This is a genomic window from Nonomuraea angiospora (genome assembly GCF_014873145.1).
GTDB lineage: Bacteria > Actinomycetota > Actinomycetes > Streptosporangiales > Streptosporangiaceae > Nonomuraea > Nonomuraea angiospora.
In genome coordinates this window covers 3,264,400-3,289,241 of record NZ_JADBEK010000001.1, presented here as the reverse complement: position 1 = coordinate 3,289,241, position 24,842 = coordinate 3,264,400, and the positions used below count along the sequence as shown (strand labels likewise).

Here is a 24,842-nt window from a genome sequence, read left to right as displayed (position 1 = left end):
TCCGCTCAGCCGGCGTTCGCGTTCTCCTTCCTGCGGGCGAACCAGGTGAGCACCCAGAGCACCAGGCCGAGCGCGAGCAGCACGCCCGCGATCTCGTACTGGCCGGAGGGACGTCCCGAGGACCAGGGCAGGACCAGGTACACGCACGTGATCGCGCCCACCACGGGCAGGACGCGCCCCGCGCTGAAGTGCTCGCTCGCCGCCCGTTCCCTGCGCAGGACGAGAACGGACACGTTGACCAGCGCGAAGACCGCCAGCAGGAGCAGCGAGGTCGTCCCGCCCAGCAACGACACGACCGGGCTGTCGGGGCTCAGCGAGACGAACGTGATCAGCCCGAGGGCGATCACGGTGGTGAACACGATCGCCGCCTGCGGGGTGCGCCGCCCCGGGTGCACCTTGGCCAGGAAGGGCGGCAGCACGCCCTGCTTGCCCATGCCGTAGAGCAGCCGGCTGGCCATCAGCATGTTGATCAACGCGGAGTTCGCCACGGCGAACATCGAGATGAACGGCAGCAGATCGGAGATCGGGAAGCCGGGGGCCGCGGTCTGCACTACCGTCGCGAGCGGGGTCTCGCTCTCGGAGAGCTGCCCGACGGGGACCACGGCGACGGCGCAGATGGACACGAGCACGTAGATCAACCCGGTGATCCCGAGCCCGGTGAATATCATGCGAGGGAAGATCCGGGCCGGATTCTTGGTCTCCTCCGCCATGTTGACCGAGTCCTCGAACCCGACCATGGCGAAGAAGGCCAGCGACGTGGCCGTGCTGACCGCCAGGAACACGCTCTTGTCGGAGGCGGTCTCGAAGGTGACGACGCGGGAGAAGTCGGCGTTCCCGCCGAGGATGAAGTAGAGGCTGACCAGGATGACGATCAGCAGACCTGAGAGCTCGACCGCGGTGAGCAGTACGTTGATCTTGACGCTCTCGCCGACGCCGCGGAGGTTGACGGCCAGGACCAGGAGCATGAACGCCAGCGCGATCAGCAGGATGACGCCGTTGCCGGCGTCCAGGCCGAAGCCGGTGGAGAGGTTGGCGGCGAAGGCCCGGGACGCCGCCGAGGCGGAGGTGATGCCGGAGCACATCACCGCGAAGCACACCAGGAAGGTCAGGAGGTGTTTGCCGAAGGCCCTGTGCACGTACAGCGCGGCCCCCGCGGCCTGCGGGTATTTCGTCACCAGCTCCAGGTACGAGCAGGCGGTGATCAACGCGACGGCGAAGGCGACGGCGAACGGCAGCCAGGCGGCGCCACCCACCTCGCCGGCGATCTCGCCGGTCAGCGCGTAGATCCCGGTGCCGAGAATGTCGCCGACGATGAACAGCAGCAACAGGCCGGGACCCATCACCTGCTTCAGACTCGGCTCGCCGGCGCCGCTGGTCTCCTCGGTCGGACTGGGGGGTCTGGTTTGGGACATGAGGTAGTCCTTCTCCCTGGGAGCCGCGGGGAAACCGTGATCGCGGGGGCATGATGGCCGTATGACGATCGAACTGAGCCCCGATGACCTGCTCACCACCACGCGCAGCGTGCGCAAGCGTCTCGACCTCACCCGCCCCGTCCCGCTGGAGCTCGTGCGCGAGTGCCTCGAGGTCGCGCTCCAGGCGCCCAGCGGCGGCAACCGGCAGGGGTGGCACTGGATGGTGGTGACCGATCCCGAGCTGCGCAAGGCGGTCGGGAGCTACTACGAGCGCTCGCACCAGGCGTACTTCGAGTCCGGCACCTCCGCGGGGGCGCTGTTCCAGGACGACCCGGTCCGGGCGGCGCAGCAGCGGCGGGTGGGGGAGAGCTCGCTGTACCTGGCCGAGCACATGGGGGACGTGCCGGTGCTGGTGATCGGGTGCATCACGCTGCCGGGCGGCGGGCTGCCCCCGGGGAACCAGGCCGGGCTGTGGGGGTCGCTGCTGCCCGCCGCCTGGAGCTACATGCTGGCCGCGCGCGCCCGCGGGCTGGGCACGGCGTGGACGACGTTGCACCTGGCGTACGAGGCCGAGGTCGCCGAGCTGCTCGGCATCCCCGGCGACGTCCGCCAGGGCGTGCTCATCCCGACCGCCTACTATCTCGGCGAGACGTTCGCCCCGGCGAAGCGGCAGCCGCTCGACGACGTGCTGCACGTCGATCGCTGGTAGGCGCACGGTGACGGCGCCGCATCGTCAGCCCCGCCGATTGCGTCCCGAAATATCGGCATAAATCAGGGGTTCCCAATTAGGATCATGGCTCCACTCATCCGTACCAAGGAGCCGACAGTGCCCGAGAGCGAGCAGGAGCGCGCGCCTCGCGGGATCGACACCACCAAGCCCAGTGTCTCCCGTGTCTATGACTACATGCTCGGCGGCAAGGACAATTACGAGATCGACCGCCAGGTGGCCGCGGCCGCTCTCCAGGTCGCGCCCGACGCGCCCGAGGCGGCCATGGCCAACCGGGAGTTCCTGCGGCGCACGGTCCACTTCCTGGCGGCCGAGGCGGGCATCCGCCAGTTCCTGGACATCGGCTCCGGGCTGCCGACGCAGGGCAACGTCCACGAGATCGCCCAGGCGGTGGCGCCGCAGTCGCGGGTCGTCTACGTGGACCACGACCCGATCGTGCTCGTCCACGGCCGCGCGCTGCTCGCCGTGGACGCCAGCACCACGATCGTGGAGGCCGACGCCCGCGAGCCGGAGAAGATCCTCGACGACCAGAAGACGCGCTCGCTGATCGACTTCAGCGAGCCGGTCGGGCTGCTGATGTTCGGGATCCTGCACCACCTGGGCGACGACGAGGACCCGGCCGGCGTCGCGGCCGCGCTCATCGGCCCGCTCGCCCCGGGCAGCCACGTGGTGATCTCGCACTTCCACAACCCGGGCGAGGAGCACCCCGAGGTGTCGAAGCAGGCGTACGAGGCGGAGCGGATCTTCAACGAGCGCCTCGGCACCGGCCGGTGGCGCACCCGCGAGGAGATCCTCGCCTACTTCGACGGTCTCGAACTGCTGGAGCCCGGCCTGGTGCCGCTGCCCGAGTGGCGCCCGGGCCCCGACGACCGCGCCGCGCCGGGCATCACGTACCACACCTTCGTCGGAGGCGTGGCCCGCAAACCCTAGGCGGGCAGCTTGCCGGTGGCGACCACGTCGCGGTACCAGTGGGCGCTGTCCTTCCAGGTGCGCTCGCGCGTGTCCGGGTCCACCCGCACGATGCCGAACCGCTTGGCGTACCCGTGCGCCCACTCGAAGTTGTCCATCAGCGACCACACGAAGTATCCGCGTACGTCGGCCCCCGCCGAGATCGCCTCGGCCACGGCGGACAGGTGACGGTGCAGGTAGTCGACGCGCTGCTCGTCCCGGATCCGGCCGTCGGGGTCGACGGCGTCGGCGAAGGCCGCGCCGTTCTCGGTGATCATCGTGGGCATGGACGGGTAGTCGCGGTGCAGCCGCAGCAGCAGCTCGGTCAGGCCGGTCTCGTCGATGTTCCAGCCCATCTCGGTGTACGGGCCCGGCTGGGGGACGAACTCGACGTCGTCGCAGGCGATCCACGGCGACGCGGCCCCGTCCTGGTGCCCGTCGGCGGTCGCCCGCTCGGAGGCTCCGTCCCACTGGCGGACCAGCGTCGGGTTGTAGTAGTTGACCCCGAGCACGTCCAGCGGCTGGCAGGCGGTGGCCTCGTCGCCGTCGCGTACGAAGGACCAGTCGGTCACGGCGGCGGTGTCGGCGATGAGGTCGCGCGGGTAGGCGCCCTCCAGCATGGGGCCGAGGAAGGCCCGGTTGGCCAGCGCGTCCACGCGGCGCACGGCGTCGGCGTCCCGCTCGGACACGCCGCGCACGTGGTGCAGGTTGAGCGTGACCGACATCTGGGCGGCCGGGTCGACGACCGCGCGCAGCGCCTGGACGGCCAGGCCGTGGCCGAGGTTCAGGTGGTGGACGGCGGCCAGGGCGGCGGCGGGCTCGGTCCTGGCGGGGGCGTGCACGCCGGAGGCGTAGCCGAGGTAGGCCGAGCACCACGGCTCGTTCAGGGTGATCCAGGAGCGGACGCGGTCGCCGAGCGTGCGGCCCATGAGGTCGGCGTACTCGGCGAAGTGGTGGGCGGTGTCGCGGTTGGGCCAGCCGCCCGCGTCCTCCAGCTCCTGCGGCAGGTCCCAGTGGTAGAGGGTGGCGACGGGGGCGATGTCGCGGGCGAGCAGCCCGTCAACCAGGCGCGAGTAGAAGTCCAGGCCCGGCTGGTTGACCCGGCCGCCCGGCCGCACGCGCGGCCAGGAGATCGAGAACCGGTACGCGCCTACGCCCAGCCCGGCGAGGATGTCCAGGTCCTCCTCCAGCCGGTGGTAGTGGTCGCAGGCCACGTCACCGGTGTCGCCGTTCGTCACCAGTCCGGGGGTGTGGGAGAAGGTGTCCCAGATCGACGGGCCGCGGCCGTCCTCGTTCCAGGCGCCCTCGACCTGGTAGGCGGCGGTGGCGGTGCCCCACAGGAAGTTCTCGGGGAAGGTGGTCATGCTGCTCCTCACAGGGTGATCTCGATGTCGTCGGTGCCGGGCTCCGCGGTGACCCGCGGGCCGTCCGAAGTCTGGGGTCCGCCGTGGAGCCGCAGGCTCCAGCGGGCGGGGGCGCCGGCCACGCGCCGGGCGCTGACGCGGTCGCCCGTGCGGGAGACCTCGAAGACGGCGCCGGCGCCGCCGTCGGGGGAGGGCCCAGGGGAGGGCACGGTGACGGTGCGGCGGGCGCCGTCGGGCAGCCGGTAGGCGTTCAGGGTGACGCCGTCGGCGTAGTCGTAGTCGGGCCGATCCTCGCGGGCGCCCGTCGGCAGCACCGCGCCGGGCCGCACGAGCAGCGGCAGGCTGTCGAACCCGTGCCGTTCGGTACGCCACCCCGGACCGCTGACGGTCTCGCCGTCCAGCAGCCGGGTCCAGGTCCCCTCCGGTACGTAGTACGAAATATCGCCATCAGCCGACAGGACCGGCGCCACCAGCAGGTCGGGCCCGAGCATGTACTGGGCTTCCAGATGGTCGCAGCCCCGGTCCCCGGGGAACTCCAGCTGCATGGCCCGCATCATCGGCAGCCCCTCGGCCGCGGCCTCGACGGCGGCGCCGTACAGGTAGGGCATCAGCCGCGCCTTCAGCCGCGTGAACGAGCGCAGCACGTCCACCGACTCCTCGTCGAACAGCCACGGCACCCGGTACGAGCTGCTGCCGTGCAGCCGGCTGTGCGACGACAGCAGCCCGAACGCCACCCACCGCTTGAACACGGCCGGATCGGGCCGCCCCTCGAACCCGCCGATGTCATGGCTCCAGAACCCGAACCCGGCCAGCCCCAGGGACAGCCCGCCGCGCAGCGACTCGGCCATCGCCTCGAACGTCGACTCGCAGTCGCCGCCCCAGTGCACCGGCAGCCGCTGCCCGCCCACCGTGGCCGAGCGGGCGAACTGCACGGGCGCGCCCCGCTCGGCCAGCACCCGGTGCACGGTCTCGTTGTAGAGCAGCGTGTAGTAGTTGTGCATGCGCTCGGGGTCGGCGCCGTCGGCGTAGGCGACGTCGGTCGGGATGCGCTCGCCGAAGTCGGTCTTGAACGCGTCCACCCCCATGTCGAGCAGCCCGCGCAGCTTGCCCGCGTACCACTCCCGGGCGGCCGGGGAGGTGAAGTCCACCAGCGCCCGGCCCGCCTGCCAGTGGTCGTCCTGCCAGACGCTCCCGTCCGGCCGCCGCAGCAGGTGACCGGCGGCGGCCCCCTCGTCGAACAGCGCCGACGCCTGCCCGATGTACGGGTTGATCCACAGGCAGACCCGCAGCCCGCGCTCCTTGAGCCGCCGGATCATGCCCTCGGGGTCGGGGAACACCTCCGGGTCCCACTCGAAGTCGCACCACCGGTAGCGCCGCATCCAGAAGCAGTCGAAGTGGAACACGCTCAGCGGCAGGTCCCGCTCGGCCATCCCGTCCACGAACGAGGCCACCGTCGCCTCGTCGTAGTCGGTGGTGAACGACGTGGACAGCCACAGCCCGAACGACCAGGCGGGTGGCAGCGCCGGGCGGCCGGTCAGCGCCGTGTAGCGGCGCAGGATGTCCTTGGGCGTGGGCCCGTGGACGACGAGGTACTCCAGGTCGTGGCCCTCGGCGCTGAACTGCACCCGCGACACCGACTCCGAGCCGACCTCGAACGACACCCGGCCGGGATGGTTGACGAACACGCCGTAGCCGCGGTTGGTGAGGTAGAAGGGGATGTTCTTGTAGGCCAGGTCGCTGCTGGTGCCGCCGTCCTCGTTCCAGATGTCGACGGACTGGCCGTTGCGCACCAGGGGGCCGAAGCGCTCGCCCAGCCCGTACACGAGCTCCCCGGCACTTAGGCCGAGCTGCTCGACCATGAAGTGCCGGTCGTCCGGGTCGCGCATGGCGCCCAGGCTCTTGCCGGCGCTGCGGGTCAGCTCGCGCCCGCCGGCGCTGAAGGTCATCTCCCACGGGTCGTCCCTGCGCACCCGCACGGTGAGCGCGCCGCTGGTCAGGCTCGCCTGCTCGGCGTCCACGGCGAGGTCCACGTCCGGGGCGTCGTCGCGCACCTCGAAGACCGGGGCGGCGGGGACGGATCCGGCGAAGTGCACCACGCGGACGCGGATCACGTCCGGCATCGGGGACGACAGGTCCACCCGCAGCACCGGCCCGTCGATCGTGTATCCCCGGTGGGTGATGGGCCTGACCGGGGCCAGGATCCGCAGCGAGCGGGCGTCGGCGGTCACGTCGTGCGCCGCCGTGGCGTAGTCGGCCCGCACCCCGGGGCGCAGCCGCCAGTAGCCGTCCTTGAACTTCATTCCACTCCTTGAACGAGGGCCGCGACGGCCTGCGGCGCCAGCGTGACCTGGTCGCCCGTGACCGATCCGGTCAGCAGGTCGGTGGCCGGGCCCGGCAGCGGCACGCGGGCCGTGTCCGAGCCGTGGTTGAGCAGGAACAGCACGTCGCCGCGCTGTACCGCCTCGACGCCGGGCGGCAGGTCCGGCAGGACGCCCCGCACGCCCGCGTCGGCCAATGCCCGGGCGGCCAGCTCGCCGAGGGCGTCCGGCTCGGGCATCGTCGCCACGTACCAGGCGACGCCCTGCCCGGCCCGGTTCCGCAGCACCGCCGGACCGCCCTCGGCGAACTCGGCCACCGTCTCCGCGCCTTCCGCGGCGACGAGCTCGGTCCAGGCGTGCGCGACGAACTCCGCCCCCGTGTCCCACCGGCAGCGCACGGGCTCCTCCACGGGCCGCCACTCCTCGCCGGACGCGCCGAGCACCTCGCGCAGCGGCGCGGGGAACCGCCCGGTGCGCACGTGCGCCCGCTCGTCCACGATCCCCGAGAACGGGCCCACGACCAGGACCCCGCCGCCGCGCACGTAGGCGGTCAGCGCGGCGGCGTCGGCGTCGCCGAGCAGGAACAGGTTCGGCGCCACGACCAGGGCATAGCCGTCCAGCGAGGCCGACGGGGGCACCAGGTCCACGCTCACGCCGCGCTCCCAGAACGGCAGGTAGTAGGCGAAAAGCTGCTCGGTCGCGTTGAGGCGGTCGCTCGGCCTGCCACGCTCCTCCAGCGCCCACCAGCTCGCCCAGTCGAACACCATCGCCACCCGCGCGGGCACCGGCCGCCCGGCCACGCAGGCCAGCTCACGCAGCTCCCGCCCGTGCGCGCGCACCTCGGCATGCAGCCGGGTGTCCGGCCCCGCGTGCGGGAGCATCGCCGAGTGGAAACGCTCGGCCCCGAAACGGGAGGCCCGCCACTGGAAGTAACACAACCCGTCCGCGCCACGGGCGAGCGCCTGCAACGACTCCAGCCTGAGCCGGCCGGGCGGTTTGGACGGGTTGTGCGGACGCCAGTTGACCGCCCCGGCGGCCTGCTCCATCAGCAGCCACGGCCTGCCCTTGGCCAGACCGCGCATGAGGTCATGGGTGAGGGCCGTGCGGGCCGGCGCGAGCGGATCCGACGGGTCCGGGTAGTGGTCGTTGGAGACGATGTCCTCCTCCTCCGCCCACGACCAGTAATCGACCGGCTTGAACAGACCCATGAAGTTCGTGGTGACCGGAATGTCCGGAGTCCGGCTGCGGAGCAGGTCGCGTTCGGCGCGGAAGTGCGCGAGCAGCGCGTCGGACCCGAAACGCCAGAAGTCGAGCTGCTGCGACGGGTTGATGATGTACGGAGCGCGACGCGGGGTGAGGATCTCCGCCCAGTCGCTGTAGCGCTGGCTCCAGAACGTGGTGCCCCACGCCTCGTTGAGCGTGTCCAGGTCGCCGTATCGCTCCCGCAGCCAGGCGCGGAACGCCTCGGCGGAGTCATCGCAGTGGCAGACCTGGCCGTACTCGTTGCCCACGTGCCACAGCGCCAGAGCCGGGTGACCCGCGTAGCGGTCGGCCAGGTCGCTCACGATCGCCAGCGCCCGCTCCCGATAGATCGGCGACGACGGGCAGAACTGGTTGCGCGAGCCGTACCAGAGGCGATGCCCGGATTCGTCGACCGGCAGCGTCTCCGGCCACCGGTGCCCCAGCCACGGAGGCGGCGAGGCGGTGGGGGTGGCCAGGTCCACCGCGATGCCGGACTCGCCCATGAGGTCGAGCACCCGATCCAGCCAGGCGAAGTCCCGCTTGCCCGGCTCCGGCTCGATGCGCGCCCAGCTGAAGACACCGACCGTGACGAGGTTGACCCCGGCGGCCCGCATCAGCTCGGCGTCCTCGGCCCACACGTGCTCGGGCCACTGCTCGGGGTTGTAGTCGCCGCCGAACAGCAGCCCGCGCCCGGCGGTGAGCGTGTGCGTGCCCAGTCGTCCCGTCACGATCCGGTCCTTTCGCCTGCGCGGGGTGGGGCGGAGCTGTCGCCGACCACGAGGCGGCAGGGCAGCAGCCGCTGCGCGGGCGGCCCGTCGCCCTCCAAGCGGCCGATGAGCATGCGGGCGCCGAGGCCGCCCAGCTCGGCGCTCGGCGGCTCCAGCGTGGTGAGCCTGGGGTGGAACATCTCGGCGACCCGCGCCGACGACAGCACCAGCAGCAATGTCAGGTCCTCGGGGATCCGCCAGCCGCGCGCCGCCACGGCCGCGATCACCCCGACCGCCGCGTGGTCGTCCATCACCGCCAGCGCCGTCGTGTCGGGATGCGCGGCGACCAGCCGCTCGAACGCCTGCCCGCCCTCGTCGGCCGAGCCGGGCCGGAAGTCGTCGACGTAGCCGATCCCGGCCGCGCGGGCTGCCTCGGCGAACTCCGCGCCGGCCCGGATCGCGGGCCCGTACCGTGCCGCGTGCCGGTCGGCCGAGAGGTTGAAGAAGGCCAGCTTGCGGTGCCCGAGCCCGGCCACGTGCGCGACGGCGGCCGCGGCCGTGGCCGCGAAGTCGATGTCGGCGTAGTCGATCGAGCCCGGGTCGCGGGTCCGCCCGATCATGCTGAACGGCACGCCCGCCTCCAGGAGGAAGTCCGTGCGCTCGTCGTCCAGCCCGACCTCCATCAGCAGCACGCCGTCCACCAGCCCCAGCCCCGTGATGTGGCGCAGCTCCTCGACCGGCTCGGCGTGCTCGGGGGAGAGCAGCAGGTGGTAGCCCAGCTCGCGGGCCGCCTCCGCGGCGCCGGTGGCGAACTGCATCTCGGTCAGCCCGAAACCGCTGCGCGGGGTGGGGTAGAGCAGGGCGAGGATGCGGGTGCGCTTGCTCTGCAGGCCGCGGGCGAGCAGGCTCGGGCGGTATCCCAGCTCGGCCGCCGCCTGCTCGATCCGCCGCCGGGTGTCCGCCGCCACGGGGCGGGTGCCGTTGAGCGCGGCGGACACGGTGCTCACCGCGACCCGTGCCCGCTCCGCCACGTCACGTATCGAAGACATGCCACTGCCGATCCGCCGGAGTCGAAACGTTTCGCACAACGTAGGACGGAGTTTGCGGGGCTGTCAATGGGGTGAAATCGGGCGTCCTAAATTACGTCGCCGTGCGCGGCGCATCGCCGCCGCCCGGGGCCGGGCACCTCACGCGGCCGAGCGGATCGCTTCATGACACCGGGGGAGCGGTGGAGCGGCGCTGGATCAGCTCGATCGGCCCGGCCAGCACCTCGGCCACCGTGTCGTCCGGTTCCAGTGCGGCCAGCAGGGTCACGCCGCGGCGGCCCAGCTCGCCCAGCGGCATGCGGACCGTCGTGAGCGCGGGATTGAGGTAGCCGGCCAGCTCCAGGTCGTGCACGGCGACGATCGAGACGTCGCGCGGGATCTCCAGCCCGGCCGTCCGCACGCCCTCCATCGCCCCGATGGCCGAGGCCACGTTGGCGACGAACACCGCCGTCGGCCGCTCGGGGCCGGCCAGCAGCCGGGCCATCGCCGCCGCCCCGCCCGCCGGCGTGTAGTCGGCCGCCACGACCGGCCCCTCCGGCAGCCCGGCCTCGCGCATAGCCGCCGAGTAGCCCGCCGACCTGCGCGTGGCCGTGTCGGCGCGCGACGGGCCCGCGAGGTGGGCGATGCGGCGGTGGCCCAGGCGTACGAGGTGCTCCACCGCCAGCGCGGCGGCCCGCGCGTCGTCGAGGATGACGTAGCGCTTGACGCTCCTGCTGCGGTTGTTGAGCATGAGCCACGGGATGGCGGCCCGGTCGAGCTGCGCGATCAGCCCCGACTCGTCGCCGGTCCCGGCCAGCAGCAGGCCGTCGATGCGCCCTTGCCCGATCCGGTCCATGTAGTCGCCCAGCGCCGCGCCCGACGCGCTGCCGGTGACCAGCACGTAACCCTGCGAGGCCGCCTCCGCCTCCGCGCCCTTGATGATCTCCGCGTAGACCGGGTTGGCGAAGTCGGGGATGAACAGCCCGAACATGTGCGCCCGCGACGTGCGCAGGCTCCGCGCGGCCACGTTGGGCCGGTAGCCGAGCTCCTCGACCGCCGCCAGCACCCGCTCGCGCGTCTCCGGCCGGATGTTGAGCGTGGGGTCCTTGTTGACGACGCGGGAGACCACCGCCCGGTCGACCTTGGCGACGGCGGCGACGTCGGCCAGCGTCACCCGGGAACGCTTCATGACGACGATCCTCCCCTGTCCGCGGGGCGGCAGCGCACGCTTTCGCCGGTGTCCATCGAGCGGTAGAGCGCGTCGAGCAGGCGCAGCGTCCCGAGGTTGTCCGCGCCGGACGTCTCCGGCTCGCCGCCCTCGGCGACGGCCCGCAGCAGCGAGCCCATCGGCCCGGCCACCGCGTCCGGCAGCCACCGCCCGGTGACCGGGTACGGCAGCCAGCCGTCCGTCGGCAGCGCCCGGCTGTTGACCGCCAGGGTGTCGGGGCGGCCGTGCGGGTAGTCGTACAGCAGCCCGAGCGTGCCCTTGATCGCGCCCTGCGTGCCGTCGATGCGGAAGGACGCCTCCTGGTCGCCGGTGCGGTTCTCGTGCGTGACGTGGACGAGCGCCCGCAGGTCGCCCGGGTACACCAGCGTGCTCATCGTGCGCGTCTCGCCCCTGGCGAGCTGGCCCGGCGTGCGGCTGCCGGTGCAGAAGACCAGCTCGGGATCGCCCAGGACGGAGCGGATGGCGTCCAGGTAGTGGATGGAGTGGTAGACGATCTCCAGCCGGTCGGTGGTGACCAGCCAGTCCCAGGCGCTCCAGTCGGTGAGGATGTTCACGGTGAACGTCATCGCCGTCGGCTCGCCGATCCAGCCCGCGCGCACCATGGCCCGGGCGGCGGCGACGCCCTCGTCGAAGCGGAGCTGCTGGTTGACCGCGACCTTCAGGCCGCTGCCCGCCGCCAGGTCGACGATGCCCCGGCCGGTCGCCACGTCGGGCGCGAACGGCTTCTGGCACAGCAGGTGCTTGCCCGCCGCCAGCGCCGCCCGCGCGATCGCGGGCTGCGCGCCGGGCGCGACGGCGATGTCCACCACGGCCACGCGCTCGTCGGCCAGCAGCTCCTCCAGCGAGCCGTACGTCCTGGGCACCCCGTGCCGCCGGGCCACCTCGGCGGCGCGATCGGCGTCGAGGTCGTACAGGCCGGTCACCTCCAGCCCGGCCTGCCGGTAGGCGGGCAGGTGGGCCACGTCCACGATGGCCCCGGCGCCGACGACGGCGACGGGCAGCCGGTGCGCGGCCGGGATGGACAGGTCGGCCGCGGCGGCGATGGGCGCGAACACGTCGATCACGCGGCGGCCCCCCGCTGGGGGCGGGTCATGATGCCTCCTGGAGGCCGTAGAAGCGGGTGGCGGTGCCGCCCAGTACGGCCGCGCGATCGGCCGGCGGGAGCCCCGACACCAGGGCGTTCGTCTCCCGCCACACCTTCGCGTAGTCGCCGGCCAGCAGCGCCACCGGCCAGTCGCTGCCGAACATCAGCCGCTCGGGGCCGAACGCCTCCAGCGCGTGCTCCACGTAGGGCCGCAGGTCCCCGGCCGTCCACGTCGCGGCGTCGGCCGCAGTGTTCAGGCCGGACACCTTGGCGTACACATCCGGGCACTCCGCCGCGCGGGCGAGCAGGGACGCCCACGGCTCCCAGCCCTTCTCCCTGATCGGCGGCTTGGCCAGGTGGTCGATCACCATCCGCAGCCCGGGCACCCGCTCGGCCAGCACCGGCACGTGCTCCAGGTGCCGCGGCAGCACCGCCACCACGTCGAACGGCAGCCCGGCCGCGGCCAGCAGCCCGAGCCCCTCGATCACCGGGTCCTGGAGCACCCAGTCGGGGTCGGGTTCGTCGTGGATGAGATGCCGCACCCCCGCGAACCGGAGATGCCGCCGGTATCGCTCCAGCGCCCCGGCCGCCTCGCCGGGCCGGTGCAGCGGCACCCAGCCCACCACCGCGCCGATGAAGTCGTGCGCGTCGGCCTGCGCGAGCATGGCGTCGGTGTCGGCGTAGGAGTCCATCGACTGCACCAGCACCGTGCGGCCGACCCCGGCCGCCGCGAGCTGCGGGATGAGCTCCGCCGGCTCGAACGTGCGGTGGATCGGCCCGTGCTCCGGCGTCAGCCACGGGTACGAGCCCGTCTCCAGGTTCCAGAAGTGCTGGTGGGCGTCGACGACGGTCATCCAGCCTCCTCACGTGATCAATCGTTTGAGCGTGACATATTAGGGGTTGCCCGGCGGTTGGACGAGCTCCAAGGTGATGTCGTCGGGGTCGAGGAAGTAGCAGGCATAGCCGCCCCGGTTCACCCCCGCGGTGATCGCCTCGGGCGGGTTGACGAAGCGCACCCCGGCCGCCGCCAGCCGGGCGTGCTCGGCCGGGGCGTCCTCGACGGTGAGCGCCAGGTGCGCGGCGCCCGGCAGGTGGCGGGCCGGGTCGCGCGGGGCGCCCCTCGGCCGTACGTACTCCACCAGCTCCAGGTCGTGCGTGGAGACGCCGCGGGGCTGGCCGGGCACGGCGAGCTGGGCCACGCGCAGCACGGCGTCGGGGTAGCCGACGAGCCTGCGGGTGTAGTCGTTGTCCTGCTCCTGCCGGTGCACCAGCGCGAACCCGAGCAGGTCGCGGTAGAACTCCACCGACCTGTCGAGGTCGGAGACCGTGAAGGAGAAGTGCCAGACGCCTCTCATCGTGCTCCCGCGATCAAGCCTTTGACGTCCTCGATGATCCGCGCCGCGTCGGGGATCAGGGCCTGCGCCAGGACCGGCGCCGCCGGCATCCGCACGTCGGGCGCGCCGATCCGGATCGGCGGCGCGGCCAGCGCCACCCCGGCCCCCGCGACGCGGGCGACGACCTCGGCGCCGAAGCCGCCGGTGACGTTCGCCTCGTGGACGACCGCCAGCCTGCGGGTGCGGCGCGCGCTCTCGATCACAGCCTCGGTGTCGAACGGGTTGAGCCACGGCGTCTCCAGCACCTCGGCCTCGACCCCGTCGCGGGCCAGGGCCTCGGCCGCCGCCAGCACCCGGTGCGTCATCGCGCCCCAGGTGACGAGCGTGACGTCGGAGCCCGTCCGGCGGGTGCGCGCCCCGCCCATCGGCCGGACCGGCCCGTCCGTCGTGACCGGCTCCTTCGGGCCGAAGTACAGCGTGCGGTTCTCGACCACCAGGACCGGGTCGTCGGCGTGCACGGCCGTCACCAGCAGGTCGTAGGCGTCCTGCGGCGTGCTCGGCATGCACACCCGCAGCCCCGGCACGTGCAGGAACAGCGCCTCCAGGCACTGCGAGTGCTGCGCGCACGCGCCGGGCGCGTTGCCCTGCTGGGTGCGGATGGTCAGCGGGGCCCGCAGCCGCCCGCCCGACACGTAGCGGACGTTGGCCGCCTGGTTGACGATCTGGTCCAGCGCCACCAGGGAGAAGTCGGCCCACATGATCTCGACGATCGGGCGGCGGCCGAACATCGCCGCGCCCACCGCGCTGCCGAGGATCGCCGACTCGCTGATCGGGGTGTCGAACACGCGGTCGCCGTACCGCTTGCGCAGGCCCCTGGTCACGCCGAACACGCCGCCGGGCAGGGCGACGTCCTCGCCGTACACCAGCGTCTCCGGCAGCTCCTCCATCAGGCGGTGCAGGGCCGCGTTCACGGCCTCGCCGTAGGACAGCTCAGGCATACAGGTGCTCCCTCGCGGTGGCGGGGTCGGCGAGGGGCGCGGCCAGCGCGCGCTCGGCGGCCGAGGCCATCTCGGCCCGCGCCCCGCGCTCCACGGCGTCCAGGTCGGCGGCCGGCACCCCGTCGGCGAGCAGGCCCTCGCGCAGCCGGGCGATCGGCTCGCGCCTGGCGATCCGCTCCAGCTCGCCGGGCTGCCGGTAGGTCTCCGCGTCGCCGATGTAGTGGCCGACCAGGCGCTCGGTCATGCACTCCAGCAGCGTCGGCCCGCCGCCCTCGCGGGCCGCCTCCAGCGCGTCGCGCACGTGGAAGCGCACGGCCTCCACGTCGTTGCCGTCGACGCGGTGGCCCGGCATCCCGTACGCGGCGGCGCGGTCGGCCAGGCGCTGGTTGCGCACCATGTCGGCGATCGGGGTCAGCTCGGAGTAGCGGTTGTTCTCGCAGACGAACACCACGGGCAGGCAGAACGCGGCGGCGAAGTTCATCGCCTCGTGGACCGCGCCCTGGTTCATGGCGCCGTCGCCGAATACGCTCACGGCCACCCGGTTCGAGCCGTCGTGCCGCCCGGCCAGCGCCGCCCCGCACGCGATCGGCGCGCCCGCGCCCACGATCGAGTTCTCGCCGTGGAAGCCGTACTCGGCCGCGGTGAAGTACGCCGAGCCGCCCCGGCCGCCGTTCACGCCGCTCGCCCGGCCCGCCAGCTCGGCGAACAGCGCCTGCGCTGGCACGCCCCTGGCCAGCGCCCAGCCGTGGCCGCGGTAGGTCGCGAACAGCGCGTCGTGCGGCTCCAGCGCGTCGCACGCGCCCACCGGGACGGCCTCCTGCCCGACGCACAGGTGCACCGAGCCGACGATCGTCCCTTCGGCGCGCAGGTCGCGCACCTTCTCCTCGAACGCGCGGATCCGCCACATGGCCAGCAGATCCGCGAGCCTGCGTTCACTCATCACTTCTCCAGGCTTCAAGCGCCGCGGCGCAGATCGCCTCGGCGTCGCCGATGTAGGACTCGGGCGGGATGGGCAGCGCGCCCAGGCTCGCCAGATCGTCCGCTCCCGCCACGTCGCGCAGCGCGTCGGCCAGCGCCCGCCCGCGCTCGCGGGCCTCGTGCGCCGCCTTGTAGACCAGGTCGTGCGCCCGCTCCCGGCCCAGCGCCGGGGCCAGCCGCATCATGTACGCCTCCGCCATGATCAGCCCGCCCTCGGCGTCCAGGTTGGCCCGCATGACCTCCGGGTAGACCCGCAGCCCGGCGGCGACCTCGGCGGCCGTGGCCAGCGCGCCCGCGGCCAGCTCGGCCAGGAGCGGCACCACGTACCACTCGACCTGCCACTCGCCGGCGGCCCGCTCGTGGCCGGCCTCCATCGCCCGGAACAGGCCCGAGCTGAGCGCGCCCGCCGTGCCCGACATGCCGATGACGGCCTCGCAGCCGATCGGGTTGGCCTTCTGCGGCATCGTGGACGAGGCGCCGCGGTGGTGCCCGCCCGCCTCGCGCACCTCGCCGACCTCGGTCCTGGACAGGTCCACGACCTCGCGGGCGAAGCGCGCCGCGGTGGCCGCCAGGCTCGTGCAGGTCACGCCGAACTCGGCGACGCCGTCCCTGGCCACGTGCCAGGGCACCTCGGTGGTGGCCAGGCCGAGCATCCCGGCCACGCGCTCGCGCACGTTCCTGGAGCGCTCGCCCATCGCGGCGGACGTGCCGCCCGCGCCGAACAGCGACACCACCCGCACCCGCCGCGCCGCCTCGCCCACCCGGTCGCGCTGGCGCGTCACCTCCGCCAGCAGCACCGCCATCTTCGCCCCGAACGTCGTGGGCACCGCCTGCTGGGCGTGCGTGCGGGCGGCGACGACGGTGCCGGCGTGCTCGGCCACCAGCCGGGCCAGCGCGCCGCCGAACGAGCCGAGCAGCGCCCGCAGGCGATCGAGGGCCTCGCCCATCTGCAGGGCCAGGCCGGTGTCCATGATGTCCTGCGTGGTCGCGCCGTAGTGGACGCGGCCGTCGGGCCCCTCGGGGAGCGCGGCGGAGATCATCCGTACGAGGGGCAGGATCGGGTAGCCCACGTTGACCGCCTCCGACCACAGGCGCTCGACGTCGATGGTGGCGGGCACGCAGGCCGCCTCGATGGCCCGCGCGTCGGCCTCGGAGATCACGCCCTCCTCGGCCTGGGCGCGGGCCAGCGCGGCCTCCGTGCGCAGCCAGGCGAGCACGGCCCGCTCGGCCGAGAAGATCTCGGCCATGGCGCCGTCGCCGAACAGCTCGGGCAGCAGCTTGAACGTCTGGCGCACGGTCAGTTCATCTCCAGTCCGCCGTCGACGTTGAGCGCCTGGCCCGTGACGAACGACGCCAGGTCGCTGGCCAGGAACAGCACCGCGGCGGCGACCTCCTCGGGACGCCCGGGGCGGCGCAGCGGCGAGCGCTCGCCGACCTCCTTCAGGTAGCCGGCGCCCGCGCCGGGGCCGAAACGCCGGTCGCGGTCGGCGATGATCTCGTCCCACATGGGGGTGAGGAAGACGCCGGGGCACACGGCGTTCACCCGCACGGGGGCCAGCGCCTCGGCGGCCGACTTCGTCAGGGAGAGCAGGGCCGTCTTGGTGGCGGAGTAGTGGGCGGCGTGGGGGCGGCCCGAGCGGGCGGCCACCGAGGCCAGCGTCACGATCGAGCCGCCGCCCCGCTCGGCCATCGCCCGCCCGACGGCCTGGGTGAGCCAGAACGTGGCGTTGAGGTTGACGTCCACGATCCGCAGCCACTCGCCGGGCTCGATGTCGAGCAGCGGGGTGGTGCGCATGATCCCGGCGCAGTTCACCAGCACGTCGATCCGGTCGCGGGCGCCCGCCAGCGCCGCCGCCTGGGCCGGGTCGGTGAGGTCGGCCGGCCGCGCCTCGGCGCCCAGCTCGGCCGCCGCCTCGCTCAGCCGCGGGCCCTCCAGGTCGGAGAGCACGACGTCCGCCCCGGCCTCGGCCAGCGCGCGGGCGCACGCGAACCCGAGCCCTCCCGCGCCGCCCGTGACGAGCGCCGTCCGCCCGCCCAGGTCGATCGTGACAGCCATCCCCGAGGGCCTCCCGTCTCTCGTTCAAACGATTGACCAGAACATAGCTCGAACGGCACAAACCAGACAAGAGGATGATCGGGAAATCAGCGCCAGCCGAGCTCCTCGTAGAAGGCGGCGCGGGCGACCTCGAACGAGGCGCGATCCAGCACCGCGCCCTCGTGGGGCCCCGCCGTGACGGGCGCCTCGTGCATCCGGGCCGGCAGCTCGTCGGGCCCGCCACCCTCGCGGATCGCGTACGCGCGCATCGCGTCGAGCCGCGCCTGACCGGCCGCCAGCAGGTCCTCCAGGGTGAACTCCCGCCCGAGGACGGCCGTGACCAGGGCGCTCAGGTGGTCGAGGGTCAGCGGGCGGGTGGGGGAGGAGGCGAAGACGCACAGGTTGAGCGCGTCGAGCCCGCTCCACAGCCGCAGCAGCCGGGCGGTGCGCCGGCCCCGCTCGGCGTCGAGCTCGGCGACCGGCGCGGGCTCCGCCCCGATCCGCCGGGCCTCGCCGAAGCTGTAGGCCAGCCCGGCCACGGGGTCGAAGTCGAGGTCGTGCTCCAGCGCGTCGTAGCGCGGCCCGCCGGGGGCGATCGCGTACCCGAGGCCGATGCCCGGCTGGACGCGGGGGTCGAAGCAGGGCAACTCGGCGCCCTTGACGGTCATGGCGTACGGGGCCGCGGCCGGCCCGAGCCTCGCGGCCGCCCGCGCCGCGCCGTCGGCCAGCAGATCGCCGAGTTCGCCCGTGCGCCCCGCCACGTCATCGATCAGCCCGGGCAACGCCGCCGGGTCGCCGAACGCGGGCCCGCCGGGCAGCAGGCCGCGCTCGGCGCACTCCATGGCGAACGCCAGCGTCCCGCCGAGGGAGACCGGGTCCAGCCCGAGGTCGTTGCAGCGGGCGTTGGCGGCCAGCACGGTGTCGAGGTCGTCGATCCCGAGGTTCCACCCGAGCGACAGGAACGCCTCCTGCCCCAGCCCGCCGGTCCGCCGCTCGGCGAGCCCCGGGGGCGCGTACACCTTGAGGCAGTCGTTGGGGCAGCCGGGGCAGGCCCCGGTGGTCGCCACCGCGCGCCCGTCGTAGTCGGCCGCGGACGGGACCCGCAGCCCGTGCGCGCCGGTCACCGAGAAGTTGCGCACCGCGGCGTACCCGGGGGCGGGCGGATCGCCCACCCATCCGGCGAAGCCGGGCATCCCCGCCTGGATCGCCGCCAGGGGGTTCGTGGCCAGCGAGTCGCGGTAGTAGGCGGCCAGCCCGGCGACCGCCCCAGGGTCGGCGACCTCCGCCGCGCCCTTCGCCGGGGCCTCGCCGACGCACACGACGGCCTTGAGGTTCTTGGCCCCGAAGACCGCGCCGAGCCCGTAGCGCCCGGCGGCGTAGGCGTGGTCGGTCACCACGCTCGCGTACCGCACGAGGTTCTCCCCGGCCGGCCCGATCGCCGCCACGTGCGCGCCCCGGCCGTGCCGCCCCCGCAGCGCGTCCGTCGTCGCGGCCGTGCCCAGCCCGCGCAGCTCCGAGGCGTCGTGCAGGGACACCTGCCCGTCCTGGACGAGCAGGTAGGACGGCCGCGCGGCCCGCCCGGTGACGGCCAGCGCCTTGACGCCCGCCCCGCGCAGGCCCGCCGCGAACGGCCCGAGCGCGTGGGACTCCCCGGCCACCCCCGTCAGCGGCGACTTCGCCAGGAACACCGCCTTGGCCAGCCCCGGCGCCGCCGTCCCGCCCAGCGCCCCGGCCGCCACGTAGAGCAGCGCCCGCGGATCGTACGGATCGAGCCCGGCGGGCGTGCGCGCGGCCATCAGCCGCAGCCCCAGCACGGATCCGCCGATCTCGCCCGGGTGATGCTCCTTCTCCACGTTCCCGCTGGTCAGGTCCACGATGAACGGCACGGTCAAGCCTCCAGAGCGATAGAGGAAAGCGAGCCGCACCACATCACACAACACCCGGGAAAGGCAACCCGTCAGGGCCGCTCCGGGTGCGACCGCAGCCAGCGCGACAACCCGCGGGCGGCGCTGACGACGGCCGGCACGAGCGCGCCAGGCTGCGGCGCGCCCACCCGCACCACGACCGACAGCGCGGCGATCACCTCGTCCGCCGCGTCCCGCACGGGCGCCGCCACCGACACCGCGTCCAGCGTGACCTGCCGGTCGCTGATGACGTACCCGTGGCGCCGCACCCCGGCCAGCACGCCCCGCAGCCGCCCGGGGTCCGCGATGGTCCGGTCGGTGAAGGCCGCCAGCGGCCCCGCCAGGTACGCCTCCTGCGTCGCGGGCGGCGTGTGGGCCAGCAACGCCAGCCCGACGCCCGTGGCGTGCGCCGGGAAGCGCCCGCCCACCCGGCTGCGCACGCCGACCGCGTCCCGGCCGGAGATGCGCTCCAGGTAGAGCACGTCGGGCCCCTCCAGGATGGCGAGCTGGGCGTGCTGGTGGGTGACCTCGTACAGGTCCTCGAGGAACGGCATGGCGGCCTCGCGCAGGCCCAGCCCGCGCGGCGCCAGCGCGCCCACCTCCCACAGGTGCAGCCCGATCTGGTATCGGCCGTCGCGGTCGCGCTCCAGCGCGCCCCACGACATCAGCTCGCTGACCAGCCGGTGCGCCGTCGTCAACGGCATCGAGGCGCGGCGGCTGATGTCGGACAGGCTCAGCTTGGGGCACTCGCCGGAGAACGCGCTGAGCACGCTGAGGACCCGGCTCGTCACGGTCCGGCCGGCGGGCCGCCGCGCGCTTCCGGAAGCCGTCCGGCCCGCCGGCTGCTTGGTGCCGCCGGGAGCGTGAACGCCCCGGCGCATCGTGGCCGCGGCCGGGCCGTCGTCGGTCGTGGTCATGGTCGCCGCCTCCCGGTTCGGACCTGTCACCCCGCGATGTTCCGGTTTTTATGTTGTTTGCGGCAACGTAAACCCGTGCTGCCTGCGGGTCCAGCCCTCTAAGCCCCAGAGTTTGTTGCGATGGATAACAATCCTGAAACACACCGAACGACGTTCTGAAAAGTCTTCCGTTCAACGGAGAACGCGGTTACGCAACCTGTCCGCGGCTCATATGTTGCGGGCGCGACCCCAGCCGGTCGGCCCGTTCCTCGAAGGAGCTGTTCACATGGCTGAAGCGCTCAACCCGTCGCTGACCCGCCGCGACGCGGCCCGGCTGCTCGGCGCGGCCGCCGCCGTCGCCGCGGTCCCCTCGCGGTGGACCGCCCGCCGCGCGGACGTCGACGCGCTCCTGCGGCAGCTGACGCTGGAGGAGAAGGTCTCGCTGCTGCACGGCGCCACCGACCCCGCCTCCAAGGGCCAGGCCGGGTACGTGCCCGGCGTGCCCCGCCTCGGCATCCCCGAGCTCCGCCTGGCCGACGGCCCCGCCGGGGTGCGCGTCACCGCGAGCGCCACAGCCCTGCCCGCGCCGGTGGCGCTCGCCTCGACGTTCGCGCCCGACCTCGCCCGGCGGTTCGGCGCGGTCATCGGCAGGGAGGGCCGCGCGCTGGGCATGGACGTCCTGCTGTCGCCGATGACCAACATCGTCCGCGTGCCGCAGGCCGGCCGGAACTTCGAGACACTCGGGGAGGACCCGCTGCTGGCCGCCGCGCTCGTCGCCGGCGAGATCCGCGGCATCCAGGCCGAGGGCCTCATCGCCACCGTCAAGCACTACGCGGCCAACAACTTCGAGAACGCCCGCCAGACGATCGACGTCAAGGTGGACGAGCGGACCCTGCGCGAGATCTACCTGCCGGCCTTCGAGGCCGCCGTGCAGGCGGGCGTGGGCGCCGTCATGGCCGCCTACAACCACGTCAACGGCGTGTACGCCGCCGAGCACCCGCACCTGCTGACCGGGATCCTGCGCGACGAATGGCGCTTCGGCGGCTGGGTGATGTCCGACTGGTACGCCACGCACAGCGGCAAGCCCGCGCTCACCGCCGGGATGGACATGGAGATGCCCTTCGGCGTCAACTACGGGGGCCTGGCCGCCGCCGTCTCCTCCGGGCGGCTGGCCGAGTCGGCGGTGGACACCGCGGTGCGCCGCGTCCTCGTCCAGCTCGACCGGTTCGGCCTGCTCGGCGGCGGCCGGCCGCGGCCCGCCCCGGACCCGGCGGGCGGCGCCCGCGCCGCGAAGGAGATCGCGCTGGCCGGCGCCGTGCTGCTGCGCAACGAACGGGACCTGCTCCCGCTGGGCCGCGCCGACCTGGCCGACCTGGTCGTCATCGGCCCCACCGCGGCCAGCCCCCTCGTGGGCGGCGGGGGCAGCGCCAGGGTGATCCCCGCGAGCGCCGAGAGCCCGCTGACCGCCCTGCGCCGCCAGGCCGGCCCGGGCGGCCGCATCCGCTGGGCCACGGGCGCGGACCTGGAAGGGGTCCCGGTGCCCGCCTCCGCGCTGGCGCTGCAGCGCACTCAACAGGGCGCCCAGCAGGGCGGTGCCCCGCAGGCCGCCGCCCAGGTCGACCACACCGGCGCGGACGCCCTGCCCGCCGGCTCGTCGTGGACGTGGACGGGCACGCTCACCGCGCCCGAGACCGGCGACTACGACCTGCGCATCCAGGGCGCGGGCGGGGTGCCGTCGTTCAACGGCTCGATCTCGCTGACCCTCGACGGCGTCAAAATCGGCTCCGTCGGCGCCCTCCTCGGCGGCAACAGCAGCCTCATCGCGACCTCCGGCGGCCTGACGAACGCCGGCGCGACCGTCCGCCTCGAAGCCGGGGTGGCCAAGCCCGTCACCGTCGCCGCCACCGGCGTCGCCGGCACGCCGCTGCAGGTCAGGCTGGCCTGGGTCACCCCTCGGCGCCGCCAGGAGGCGCTGCGGGAGGCCGCCGCGCTGGCCAAGAAGGCGCGGGCGGCGCTCGTGTTCGCCTTCAACGAGGGCACCGAGGGCGCCGACCGCGCCGCCCTCGCCCTCCCGAACGGCCAGGACCCGGTCATCGGGGCCGTCGCCGCCGCCAACGCCCGCACCGCGGTCGTGCTCAACACCGGCGACCCGGTGCTCATGCCGTGGGTGGGAAATGTGAGCTCGATCCTGCAGATGTGGTACCCGGGCCAGGAGGGCGCCGACGCCACCGCCACGCTCCTGCTCGGCGGGGCCAGTCCGGGCGGCAAGCTGCCGGTGACGTTCCCCCGGCGGGCCGAGGACGTGCCGACCGCGCGGCCCGAGCGCTACCCGGGCGTCGGCGGCGTCGCGGACTACAGCGAGGGCGTGCTCGTCGGCTACCGGCACTACGACGCGCACGGCATCGAGCCGCTGTTCCCCTTCGGGCACGGCCTGTCCTACACCCGCTTCCAGTACGACGGCCTGTCGGTGCGGGCCGCGGGCGGCGGGCTCAGCGTGTCCTTCACGGTCGCCAACACCGGCCGGCGCGCCGGGGTGGAGGTGCCGCAGGTGTATCTCGGCTCGCCGCCCGGCCCGCCGGTCCCGATGCCGCCCCGCGCGCTCGCCGGGTTCGCCCGGGTGGGGCTGTCGCCCGGCGAGCGGCGCCGCGTCACCGTGGCGGTGCCGCCACGCGCACTGCAGTACTGGTCCGACGGCCGGTGGACCCTCGCGAGGGGCCGCCGTACCGTCCACGTCGGGTCCTCCTCCAGGGACCTGCGTCTACGTCAGGAGGTCACCATCCGATGAGACGATTACTGATCGCGTTCGCCGCGGCGGTCCTGGCCGCCGCCGCCCTCCCCGTGCCCGCCGCGGCGTCGGGCGGCGACCGGCCGATCGCGCGTACCGACACCGGCCTCGTACGCGGGGCCCGCGCGGACGGCGTCGACCGCTTCCTCGCCCTCCCGTACGCCGCCCCGCCCGTCGGCGAGCTGCGCTGGCGGGCGCCCCGGCCGGCGTCCGCGTGGCAGGGCGTGCGCGAGGCGTCCCAGTGGGGCAACCGCTGTCCCGCCGCCGCCGGCACCAACGGCCCCCGATCCGAGACCGAGGACTGCCTCTACCTCAACGTGTTCCGCCCCGCCGGCACGAAGGCCGGGCAGCGGCTGCCCGTGCTGTTCTGGATCCACGGCGGCGGCCTGCAGAACGGCTCGGCCAACCAGCACGACGGCACCCTGATCGCCCAGCTCGAGAACGTCGTCGTGGTGAGCGTCAACTACCGGCTCGGCGTGTTCGGCTACCTGGCCCACCCGCTGCTGGCCGCGGAGGCGGGCACGTCCGGCAACTACGGCCTGGCCGACCAGCAGGCCGCGCTGCGCTGGGTGCGCCGCAACATCGCCGCGTTCGGCGGCGACCCCCGCCAGGTGACCATCGACGGCGAGTCGGCCGGCGGCTTCTCCGTCTGCGCCAACCTCACCTCGCCCGCCTCGGCCGGGCTGTTCGCCCGCGCGATCATCCAGAGCGGGTCCTGCACGAGCCGCCCGTACGCGGAGGGCGAGCAGGCCGGCGCCTCCATCGCCACCACGCTCGGCTGCTCCGACCTGGCCTGCCTGCGCGGGCTGAGCGCGGCCAAGCTGGTCGACGGGCCGCAGTTCGCCTCGTTCCTGTACGGCACGCCCGCCCTGCCGGAGAACCCCGACAGCGCCGCGCGGGCGGGCCGCTTCCAGCGGGTCCCCCTGATCGTCGGCTCCACCCGCGACGAGGGCCGCACGTTCCTGCAGGGCGCCCGCGGCTGGACCAGGGAGCAGTACGAGGGCTGGGTCCGCGGCCTCTTCCCCGACCGCGCCGACGCCGTCCTGGCCAGGTATCCGTGGCCGGCGCAGTCCGACCAGTTCACCTCGGCGTACCTGGCGGCGGCCGTCTTCACCGACTCCGGCTTCCTGGCCGGCCTCGGCGGCTGCCCGGCGCTGCGCTTCATCGAGGCCCTGTCCGCCCACACCCGCGTGTACGGCTACCGCTTCGACCACCGCACCGGCCCCGGCCTGAGCCCCGAGCCGGCCGGCTACGAGTGGGGCGCGGGGCACGCCGCCGAGCTGGCCTACCTGTGGCCGAGCTTCGACAACGGCACGCCGATCGCGCCGACGTTCGACGCCTCGGAGCGGCGGCTGGCCCGCGACATGGTGCACTACTGGGGGTCGTTCACGATCACCGGGCAGCCGCGGGCGGCGCACTCCGCGCGCTGGCCGGCCTTCAACGGGACCTCCCTCGTCATGTCCCTGAGGGCGGGCGGCCGGTCCGCGCCGGTCCCGCTGGCCACGATGCTCGCCGAGCACAACTGCGATCTGTGGGAGGCCGGCTGAGCTGATGCGCCGCGGGGGCCGCCCGCGAGATCCCAGGGACTCGCGAAGGGCGGCCCCCGCGACGAGGGTTTCCCTGCCTACGGGAGCGCTCCCAAGCGAAGTATGGCCTGTCTGGGGTGTCAGGACCGCCCTCTCGACGTGATTACGTCGGCCTGTCGCAGGATTTACAGGTATGCGAGCAGCTCAAATCGGGGCCTGATAGATTTGGGAGCGCTCCCGAAACGCTGATTTCCGGATCGCTGGAACGAGGTCCTGTGGAGGATCCGGCCGGGTGGCATCCCTTCGGGGCCCGCGTCTCGGCGCGACTGCG

General features: G+C 73.9%; 19 protein-coding genes. 4 read left to right on the top strand and 15 right to left on the bottom strand.

The genetic code is table 11. From position 1 onward, the window contains the following. Positions 1–5: 5 nt before the first annotated feature. Positions 6–1,412 (bottom strand): APC family permease, encoded by a 1,407-nt coding sequence (locus tag H4W80_RS14965; RefSeq protein ID WP_192785655.1) that lies wholly within the window; start codon positions 1,410–1,412, stop codon positions 6–8. A 61-nt stretch (positions 1,413–1,473) separates the two neighbouring features. Between H4W80_RS14965 and H4W80_RS14960 the strand changes: the two genes are divergently transcribed. Together H4W80_RS14960 and H4W80_RS14955 are read left to right on the top strand one after the other, a co-directional pair. Next, positions 1,474–2,121 (top strand): nitroreductase family protein, encoded by a 648-nt coding sequence (locus tag H4W80_RS14960; RefSeq protein WP_192785654.1) that lies wholly within the window; start codon positions 1,474–1,476, stop codon positions 2,119–2,121. An 84-nt stretch (positions 2,122–2,205) separates the two neighbouring features. Further along, complete coding sequence (locus H4W80_RS14955; RefSeq protein WP_192785653.1) at positions 2,206–3,069, top strand: SAM-dependent methyltransferase; 864 nt, start codon at positions 2,206–2,208, stop codon at positions 3,067–3,069. Here H4W80_RS14955 and H4W80_RS14950 read toward each other — a convergent pair. From H4W80_RS14950 to H4W80_RS14885, 14 genes are all read right to left on the bottom strand, one after another. Then, on the bottom strand, positions 3,066–4,451 hold the full coding sequence (locus tag H4W80_RS14950; RefSeq protein ID WP_192785652.1) for a GH1 family beta-glucosidase: 1,386 nt from the start codon (positions 4,449–4,451) through the stop codon (positions 3,066–3,068). The two genes, H4W80_RS14955 and H4W80_RS14950, sit on opposite strands and share 4 nt — an antisense overlap. 8 nt (positions 4,452–4,459) lie before the next feature. Continuing rightward, complete coding sequence (gene yicI / locus H4W80_RS14945; RefSeq protein WP_192785651.1) at positions 4,460–6,751, bottom strand: alpha-xylosidase; 2,292 nt, start codon at positions 6,749–6,751, stop codon at positions 4,460–4,462. Continuing rightward, positions 6,748–8,739 carry a beta-galactosidase gene (locus H4W80_RS14940; RefSeq protein WP_318786868.1) on the bottom strand — a complete coding sequence of 664 codons (1,992 nt, stop codon included), beginning with the start codon at positions 8,737–8,739 and terminating at the stop codon, positions 6,748–6,750. Before H4W80_RS14940 ends, yicI begins: the two co-directional genes overlap by 4 nt. Beyond that, positions 8,736–9,767, bottom strand: coding sequence for a LacI family DNA-binding transcriptional regulator (locus H4W80_RS14935; protein WP_192785650.1), 1,032 nt, complete (start codon positions 9,765–9,767; stop codon positions 8,736–8,738). Before H4W80_RS14935 ends, H4W80_RS14940 begins: the two co-directional genes overlap by 4 nt. A 160-nt stretch (positions 9,768–9,927) precedes the next feature. After that, positions 9,928–10,932, bottom strand: coding sequence for a LacI family DNA-binding transcriptional regulator (locus tag H4W80_RS14930; RefSeq protein ID WP_192785649.1), 1,005 nt, complete (start codon positions 10,930–10,932; stop codon positions 9,928–9,930). Further along, the gene (locus H4W80_RS14925; protein ID WP_192785648.1) at positions 10,929–12,035 is read right to left on the bottom strand and encodes a Gfo/Idh/MocA family protein; all 1,107 of its coding nucleotides are present in this window, start codon (positions 12,033–12,035) and stop codon (positions 10,929–10,931) included. The genes H4W80_RS14930 and H4W80_RS14925 overlap by 4 nt, the downstream gene beginning before the upstream one ends. Before the next feature lie 25 nt (positions 12,036–12,060). Continuing rightward, on the bottom strand, positions 12,061–12,909 hold the full coding sequence (locus H4W80_RS14920) for an amidohydrolase family protein (protein WP_192785647.1): 849 nt from the start codon (positions 12,907–12,909) through the stop codon (positions 12,061–12,063). Positions 12,910–12,948: 39 nt separating this feature from the next. Beyond that, the gene (locus tag H4W80_RS14915) at positions 12,949–13,410 is read right to left on the bottom strand and encodes a VOC family protein (RefSeq protein ID WP_192785646.1); all 462 of its coding nucleotides are present in this window, start codon (positions 13,408–13,410) and stop codon (positions 12,949–12,951) included. Then, positions 13,407–14,387, bottom strand: a complete 981-nt coding sequence (locus H4W80_RS14910) for an alpha-ketoacid dehydrogenase subunit beta (protein ID WP_192785645.1) — start codon at positions 14,385–14,387, stop codon at positions 13,407–13,409. Before H4W80_RS14910 ends, H4W80_RS14915 begins: the two co-directional genes overlap by 4 nt. Beyond that, complete coding sequence (locus H4W80_RS14905) at positions 14,380–15,327, bottom strand: thiamine pyrophosphate-dependent dehydrogenase E1 component subunit alpha (RefSeq protein ID WP_192785644.1); 948 nt, start codon at positions 15,325–15,327, stop codon at positions 14,380–14,382. The genes H4W80_RS14910 and H4W80_RS14905 overlap by 8 nt, the downstream gene beginning before the upstream one ends. After that, positions 15,320–16,660, bottom strand: coding sequence for a class-II fumarase/aspartase family protein (locus tag H4W80_RS14900; RefSeq protein WP_318786867.1), 1,341 nt, complete (start codon positions 16,658–16,660; stop codon positions 15,320–15,322). Before H4W80_RS14900 ends, H4W80_RS14905 begins: the two co-directional genes overlap by 8 nt. A gap of 2 nt (positions 16,661–16,662) precedes the next feature. Continuing rightward, positions 16,663–17,421, bottom strand: coding sequence for an SDR family NAD(P)-dependent oxidoreductase (locus H4W80_RS14895; protein ID WP_192785643.1), 759 nt, complete (start codon positions 17,419–17,421; stop codon positions 16,663–16,665). 86 nt (positions 17,422–17,507) lie between these two features. Next, on the bottom strand, positions 17,508–19,286 hold the full coding sequence (locus H4W80_RS14890; RefSeq protein WP_192785642.1) for an aldehyde ferredoxin oxidoreductase C-terminal domain-containing protein: 1,779 nt from the start codon (positions 19,284–19,286) through the stop codon (positions 17,508–17,510). Positions 19,287–19,357: 71 nt separating this feature from the next. Beyond that, on the bottom strand, positions 19,358–20,251 hold the full coding sequence (locus tag H4W80_RS14885; protein ID WP_318786866.1) for an IclR family transcriptional regulator: 894 nt from the start codon (positions 20,249–20,251) through the stop codon (positions 19,358–19,360). A 235-nt stretch (positions 20,252–20,486) separates the two neighbouring features. Here H4W80_RS14885 and H4W80_RS14880 point away from each other — a divergent pair, with 235 nt between their 5' ends. Together H4W80_RS14880 and H4W80_RS14875 are read left to right on the top strand one after the other, a co-directional pair. Beyond that, positions 20,487–22,985: a beta-glucosidase family protein gene (locus H4W80_RS14880; RefSeq protein ID WP_192785641.1), complete on the top strand. Its 2,499-nt coding sequence runs from the start codon at positions 20,487–20,489 to the stop codon at positions 22,983–22,985. Then, entirely contained in the window at positions 22,982–24,532 is a 1,551-nt protein-coding gene (locus tag H4W80_RS14875; RefSeq protein WP_192785640.1) for a carboxylesterase/lipase family protein, read from the top strand. Before H4W80_RS14880 ends, H4W80_RS14875 begins: the two co-directional genes overlap by 4 nt. Positions 24,533–24,842 lie beyond the last annotated feature (310 nt).